Raw genomic sequence first — 6,663 nt, forward strand, 5'->3', positions numbered from 1 at the left:
GTTACCGCAGCAACACCGGCAGCCCGGACACGCCCTGTTGCTCCAGCCCGCCGGTCATGAACGGCGCGGGCGCTTCGGGATCGAGCCGCAGGTTCGGGAAGTGGTCGAGCAGCGCGTTGATGCCGCGATTGATCTCCACCCGCGCCACGTTCATGCCGAGGCATCGGTGCGTGCCGAACCCGAAGGCAAGGTTGGTCTTCTTCGGCCGGAACAGGTCGTATTCGTCGGGCCGCTCCCAGCGCGCAGGATCGCGGTTGGCGGGGCCGAGGCCGAGTTCCAGCACCGCCCCCTTGGGGATCGCGTGGCCGTAAAGCTCGGTATCCTCCATCACCATGCGGTAGAAGTACGGCGCCGTCGGATACCAGCGCAGGCTTTCCTCCACCGCATCGTCCACCAGCGAGCGGTCGGCGCGCACCGCCGCTAGTTGCTCGGGATGGGTGAGCAGGGCGTAGAGCGCGATGCCCATCTGCCGCCACGAGGTGCCGCCGCCCGCGACCATCACCAGCTTGACGTGCGCCATGATCTCGCGGTCGGTGAGGGCACGCGGTTCCTCGCCCGGCATCTGCAGTTGCATCGTGATGAGGAAGCTGACGAGATCGTCCTTCGGCTCCTGACGGCGGCGCGCGATCAGGCCCAGCACGGTGCTCTCGACGATCTTCGCGTTGGCCTGCCGCTGCTCCATCGTCACCGTCCGGCTCGAACTGGTGGAGTTGAGGTAGGCGTGACGGAAACGCAGCGCCTCGTCGCCGTCGAGGCCGATGGCGGTGGTGATCGTGTAGACCGGGATGCGCGCGCAGTAGTCGAGGTTGAGGTCGGCGCGATCTGCCCGGCTCATGCGGGCGATCAGGCGTTCGATGATGGTGTCGATGGTATGCTCGCGCCACCAGCCCATCGCCTCGGGCATGTTGAAGCGCGGCTGGATGGTGCGGCGGTAGGCGCGGTGGACCGGCGGGTCCATTTCGAGAATGCCCATAGTCTTCTCGCCCGCCGGGTTGTCGTGGCCCTGCACCGAGTTGGAGAACACCGCGGCATTGCGCAGCGCGGCTTCCACCGCCTCGAACGACAGCACCGTCCAGTGCGGACGTCCGGCCGCGCGCGCATGGCGCTCGTGCAGCGGCAGGCCGAGCAGTTCGCGCAGGCGTCCTTTCAGCACCGGGCCTGCATTGCGCAACGCGTGGATGCGCGGCATTATCTCGGCCACTTCCACGAGGTTGCCGATCGCCTCAGCCTCGCGGCGCACGTCGTAGAGTTCCTCGTAGAGCGGGTCGTCGGCGGTAAGAACGTCGTCGTTCTCGGGCGCGGTGGGGGTGTCCAGCATCAGGCGATCCCCAGCAGCTTGCAGGCGTTGTCGTGGATGATCGCGCGCACGTCTGCCTCGGGCAAGCCTTCGAAGTCGCGCAGGATGACCTCGCGCGATTTGGGGAAGGTCGTCTCCGAGTGCGGATAGTCCGAGGACCACATGATGTTGCGCGCGCCCGGGAGGTCGCGGTTCAGGATGCCGGTGCGGTCCTGGATGAACGAGCCGTAGACGTTGCGGTCCATGTAGTAGCTGGGCGGATGCTTGAGCTGGCTCTCGGTCCAGAAGCGCTGCCGTTCCCAGGTGCGGGTGATGTATTCGGTGTACCACGCGAACCAGCCCACGCCGCTCTCCATGCTGCCGATGCGCAAGTCCGGGAAACGGTCGAAGATGCAGTTGAAGATGAAGATGCCGATCGGCTCGGCCATCGCCATCTTGCTCATCGGCATGTCGGGCAGGAAGAACTCCTTCTGCCCGAAGCGCGGCACCCGCGCGCCGAGGTGGAAGGTGATGACGAGGCCGTGGTCGCACACCGTCTTCCACAGCGTGTCGAACGCCGGGTCGGAATATTGCAGCGCGCCCTTGCTGTCGCCGGTCAGTGCCGAGACCTGGCCATCCTTCATCGCGGCGATGCCGGACGAGGTCTTCCAGGCGTCGGGGTTCTGCGGGAAGGCGGGCAGGTTGATGGCGCGAAAGCCCTTCTTCGCGAGCCGGGTGACATGCGCGCAAGTCTCGTCGATGTCGCGCATCGGCACGTAGCCGACGGGATAGAGCCGGTCGGGCGCCACCGAGGCGAAGTCCATCACCCAGTTTTGGTAGGCCTCGTAGCTGGCGACGTAGAGTTCGTTGTCGAACGAACCCAGCGGCCCGCCGCCGAACAGCAGCGCGGCATCCATGCCGTCGGCATCCATGTCGGCGAGGCGGGTGGCGGGCTCCCAGACCGTGCGCTGGTCTGCAAGGCGGCCCTTCATCTTGAAGTTCTTGCCCTCGCGACCGGCCTGGTTGTTGATCATCATGAAGGGGCGGCGATTGCCCTCGAAGCAGATGTAGTCCCCGTCCTCGGCGTGCTCGATGAAGGGCGCGCGGTCCTTGAGGTGGGCGGGGAGGTAGTCCTTCCACATGTCGTGCGGCGGATCGATGTGCGCGTCGGCGTCGAAGATCGGGCCGTACTGCCAATCGGTGGCCGCATTCGTGCGGATCGCGGGATCTGCTTCGCTCATGTCCGGTTCCTCTCGTCCCGATCTATTATTCTAAATTGCGAATTGATTATCGCATTAGTGAATGAGTCGGTCAAGCAGAGAGCAGACGCCACCGCCCGGGCGTATGCTCCCTTGCTTCGCTGCGCTCGCAATGACGATAAGGTGGGTCAGTCCCGCCGCAGGATCATCGCGCCGTAGCCGTAGCCGCCGTTCGAGACGATGCAGGTCCGCGCGTCCCGCACCTGCCGTCCGCCGCCGCGGCCCCAGAGCTGGACGGTCGCCTCATGGATGTGGCCGTAGCCGTGGAACCGCCCGGCCGAGAGCTGGCCGCCGCCGGTGTTGAGCGGCAGTTCGCCGTCCAGCGCGATCCGCTGCCCGCCCTCGGTGAAGCGGCAGGCCTCTCCCTTCGGCACGAGGCCGAGCGCCTCCAGCCACATCCACACGTGGATCGAGAACCCGTCGTAGATCTGCGCGCAGTCCATATCGGCGGGCGTGAGGTCGGTGCGCTCCCACAGCATCGCCCCGGCGCGGTGAGCGGCGGGCAGTTCGGTGAAGTCGCCCTCGTGGCGGCCGACCCACAGGCCGCCCACCGCCATGCCCATCGCCTCGATGTGCAGCGGGGGATTGCGCAAGTCCTTGGCGGCATCCCGGTGCGACAGGACGATCGCGGTCGAGCCGTCGATATGGCTGTCGCAGTCGAACAGCCTGAGCGGCGAGGAGATCACCCGCGCCGCAAGATAATCGTCGAGGGTGAGCGGCTTGCGGTAGATTGCATTGGGATTGTGCGCGGCGTTGGCGCGGTTGTTGACGGCGATGGCGCCCAGTTGCGCTTCGTCGGCGCCGTACTTGTCGAAATAGGCCTGCGCATAGAGCGCGAAAGTGTTGATCGGCGAAAGCGCGTTGTAGGGCACGGTCCAGGCGTTGTTGCCGTCCACCCGGTCACGCGCGCCGGACATCAGCGTGGATGCGCGCGACACCAGCCGTGCCTGCGCCTGCGCGACGCTGCGGAACACCACGACATGACGGGCGAGGCCGCAGGCGATCGCGGTCACCGCGTTGAAGATCGGCGCCATGTGGCTGAACCCCTCGGCGGAGGCGAGAATCCAGCGCGGCTCGATGCCGAGCACGGCGGCCGCTTCGGAGGGGCTGACGGGCGCGATCCCGCCCCCTTCGCTGCTCTTGCCGGGATATGTGGCGATCCCGTCGATGTCCGAGGGGGAGAGCCCCGCGTCGGCAATGGCGGCGAGGCATGCGTCGGCGGTCAATTGCCGCGCGGTGCGGGGGGAGGGACGGCCGACCTCGGACTGCGCGGCGCCGGTGATGCACACCTGCTTTTCGGGGAGGAGGGTCATTCCCTGTCCTCCCGGAACATCGGCAGCCAGACGTCGTCGTGGTGCGCGAACTCGACCGTCAGCGGCATGCCGATGCGCACCTCTCTCCCGAGCACATTGGTGAAGACGTAAAGCTGTGCCTGCTCCGCCAGCTCGACGACGCCGAACACGAAGGGCACATCCAGCCCCGGCACCCACGCCTCATGGTTCACCGTGTAGCTGGCGAGGCGGCCCTTGCCGGAAACCGGCGCGGGGGCGACGGCCTCGCTGCCGCAACCCGAGCAGCGCGGGAAGGGCGGGTGCTGGTAGGTTCCGCATTCTCCGCAGCGCTGGATGCGCAAGCGCCCGTCCGCTCCGCAAGTCCAGTAGAAGGCGGTTTCCGGCTCCAGCTTCGGCAGCTTGCGCATCAGAACACCACGCCCTGCACCTTGAGGTCGATGATCTCGTCCTCGGAGTAGCCCAGGCTCTCCAGCACCGCATCGCTGTCGGCGCCGAGGTCGGGCGAGCGGGTGGAGGACAGTGGCGTGCCGTCGAAGACCATCGGCAGGCCGATCATCGGGATATCGGTGCCGTCGCCGTAGTCCACGCGCTTGAGGTAGCCGTTGGCCTGCGCCTGCGGATCGTCCTTCATTTCGCCGACGTCCTGCACGACGTCCCACTGGCCCGACTGGCGCGAGAGGATCGCCTTCCACTCGGCGAGTGTCTTGCCGGCGAACAGCGCCTTCACTTCGGCATAGCAGGCATCGATGTTCGCCTTGCGTGCGGCGGCGTCGGCGAAGCGCGGGTCGGCGGCGAGGTCGGGCCGTCCGGCGGCTTCGCAGAAGGGCGCCCAGTACTTGTCGGCCTGCAGCATGCAGAGCGCGAGGAAACGCCCGTCGGCCGTGCGGTAGTTGCTGACGAGCACGTTGTTGGGCTTGTCGGCGGGCGGCTTGGGGAACTTCTGCACCCCGTCCGCCGTCGCCTGGCAGACGTAGCGCTGCATCGACCACAGGGCCGTGCCCAGCAGCGAGACGTCCACAGCCGAAGCCTCGCCCGTCAGCGCCCGCTTGGCGATGGCGGCGCAGATCGCGCCCGAGAGCATCGCGCCCGATATCGTATCGCCGAATGCCGGTCCCGGCGGACCGACCGGATGCGGCGCCTCGGGCTCGGTCAGCGAGGAGGAAATACCGCCGCGCGCCCAGAAGGTGATCGCGTCGTAGCCGCCTTTCTCATGGTCCGGGCCATTGGGGCCGAGCGCGCTGCCGCTGGCGTATATAAGGCCGGGATACTCCGCCCGGATCGTCTCCTCGTCGATTCGCATCGCCCGCCGCGCCGGAGGCAGCAGGTTGGTGAGGAACACGTCGGCGTCCTCCAGCAACCGGTCCAGCACCGCGCGCCCGGCCGCCTGCTTGAGATCGAGCGTCACCGAGCGCTTGCCCCGGTTGTAGCTCTCCCACGAATAGTCGATTTTCCCGCCGCCAAGACCGCCGATCGAAAGCCCCCGCAGCGGATCGCCGGTCGGCGGCTCGATCTTGATCACGTCGGCGCCAAGGTCCGCCAGCATCCCGCCGCAAGCCGGCACGAAGGCCCACATCGCGACTTCCACGACCTTGATGCCTTCCAGCGGCTTGCCCATCGGCCTCTCCCGTTCTGTTACCATCGCTTGACCGATGAAATTCTATATTGCGAAGGATGGACCGAAATAGCGAATTAGGTCAAGCCGAAGGAACAGATATCGGGAAAGGGAAAAGGCATGTCTCAAGTCCTCGAAAGGCCGCGCCCGGCGCAGCCGCAAGTCACGGTTCCGGCGACGCTGGAACAGGCGCTCGATCCGCAGTGGCTGGCGGACACGCTGGGCGAAATCGCGGCGGGACGCGCCATCGCGCAGGTCGAAGAGGTGGAAGTGATCCGCACCGTCGCCACCAAAGTGCGCTTCGCCGTCACCTTCGAAGACGGCGAGCGGCTGGGGTTCTGCCTCAAGGGCCTGCTCGACGTGGACGCGATGACCGCGCGCGGCGGGCCGACCTGCGTGCTCGAGTCGGACTTCTACAACAAGGTCGCGCCCGTGATTGCCGTGCGCGTGCCCGATTGCGTCGCCACCGTGATCGACCGGGAGGCGCAGCAGGCCGTGACGATCATGCGCGACCTCATCGTCGATGGCGCGCGGTTCTGCTCGGCGCTCGATCCCTTCACGGCGGACGACGCGCTGGAGAGCCTGCGGCAGTTGTCGTTGCTCCATGCGCGAAGCGATTTCCTCGATGGCGCCGACTGGATTCGCCCGCGCGCGGCGGAGCTGGCGAAGATGAGCTACGTCACGCCGGAGGCCCTGCAGGACCTGCTCGACGGACCGCGCGGCGACAACCTATCGCCCCGCGTGCGCAGCGCCGCCAATCTTGCGGCGGCGATCAGGGAACTCGCCGCGCGCGACGGCGGGCGGCCGCAGTTCATGATCCATGGCGACGCCCATGCGGGCAACGTCTTCCGTACGCCCGAGGGCATGGGCGTGATCGACTGGCAACTGCTCCAGCGCGGGGGCTGGGCGCTCGACGTGGCCTATCACCTGAACGCGGTGCTGCCGACCGAAGTGGCCGAGGTCGAGGAGCGCCGCCTGCTGGGCGAGTACCTCTCGATGATGCGCGGGCACGGAATGGACATGCCGTCCGAAGCGGACGCCTGGATGCAGTACCGTGAAGGCGTGACCTACGGCTATTACCTATGGTCGATCACCCGCCGCGTCGATCCGCCGATCATTGTCCAGTTCGTCGATCGGCTCGGCAAGGCGGTGATGCGGCACGACAGCTTCGGGCTGCTGGGCGCCGCCTAGCTTCCCATGAAAAGGGCCCCGCCGGTGACGGCG

General features: G+C 67.2%; 6 protein-coding genes. 1 reads left to right on the forward strand and 5 read right to left on the reverse strand.

The features are described 5' to 3' along the window. Position 1: 1 nt before the first annotated feature. From ACYPYD_RS02820 to ACYPYD_RS02840, 5 genes are all read right to left on the reverse strand, one after another. Positions 2-1,318 (reverse strand): cytochrome P450, encoded by a 1,317-nt coding sequence (locus tag ACYPYD_RS02820; RefSeq protein WP_459661999.1) that lies wholly within the window; start codon positions 1,316-1,318, stop codon positions 2-4. Next, positions 1,318-2,517: an amidohydrolase family protein gene (locus tag ACYPYD_RS02825; RefSeq protein WP_459662000.1), complete on the reverse strand. Its 1,200-nt coding sequence runs from the start codon at positions 2,515-2,517 to the stop codon at positions 1,318-1,320. Before ACYPYD_RS02825 ends, ACYPYD_RS02820 begins: the two co-directional genes overlap by 1 nt. A gap of 146 nt (positions 2,518-2,663) precedes the next feature. Continuing rightward, entirely contained in the window at positions 2,664-3,848 is a 1,185-nt protein-coding gene (locus ACYPYD_RS02830) for a thiolase family protein (RefSeq protein WP_459662002.1), read from the reverse strand. Further along, positions 3,845-4,234 carry a Zn-ribbon domain-containing OB-fold protein gene (locus ACYPYD_RS02835; protein ID WP_459662003.1) on the reverse strand — a complete coding sequence of 130 codons (390 nt, stop codon included), beginning with the start codon at positions 4,232-4,234 and terminating at the stop codon, positions 3,845-3,847. Before ACYPYD_RS02835 ends, ACYPYD_RS02830 begins: the two co-directional genes overlap by 4 nt. Continuing rightward, on the reverse strand, positions 4,234-5,442 hold the full coding sequence (locus ACYPYD_RS02840) for a CaiB/BaiF CoA transferase family protein (RefSeq protein ID WP_459662004.1): 1,209 nt from the start codon (positions 5,440-5,442) through the stop codon (positions 4,234-4,236). The genes ACYPYD_RS02835 and ACYPYD_RS02840 overlap by 1 nt, the downstream gene beginning before the upstream one ends. 117 nt (positions 5,443-5,559) lie before the next feature. Here ACYPYD_RS02840 and ACYPYD_RS02845 point away from each other — a divergent pair, with 117 nt between their 5' ends. Beyond that, entirely contained in the window at positions 5,560-6,630 is a 1,071-nt protein-coding gene (locus ACYPYD_RS02845) for a phosphotransferase (protein ID WP_459662005.1), read from the forward strand. Positions 6,631-6,663 lie beyond the last annotated feature (33 nt).

This window comes from Novosphingobium sp. 11B (assembly GCF_054589055.1).

Coding starts and splice junctions, on each gene's coding strand:
- ACYPYD_RS02820 (WP_459661999.1), bottom strand. CDS start 1,318: ATGCTGGACACCCCCACCGCGCCCGAGAACGACGACGTTCTTACCGCC.
- ACYPYD_RS02845 (WP_459662005.1), top strand. CDS start 5,560: ATGTCTCAAGTCCTCGAAAGGCCGCGCCCGGCGCAGCCGCAAGTCACG.
- ACYPYD_RS02830 (WP_459662002.1), bottom strand. CDS start 3,848: ATGACCCTCCTCCCCGAAAAGCAGGTGTGCATCACCGGCGCCGCGCAG.
- ACYPYD_RS02825 (WP_459662000.1), bottom strand. CDS start 2,517: ATGAGCGAAGCAGATCCCGCGATCCGCACGAATGCGGCCACCGATTGG.
- ACYPYD_RS02840 (WP_459662004.1), bottom strand. CDS start 5,442: ATGGGCAAGCCGCTGGAAGGCATCAAGGTCGTGGAAGTCGCGATGTGG.
- ACYPYD_RS02835 (WP_459662003.1), bottom strand. CDS start 4,234: ATGCGCAAGCTGCCGAAGCTGGAGCCGGAAACCGCCTTCTACTGGACT.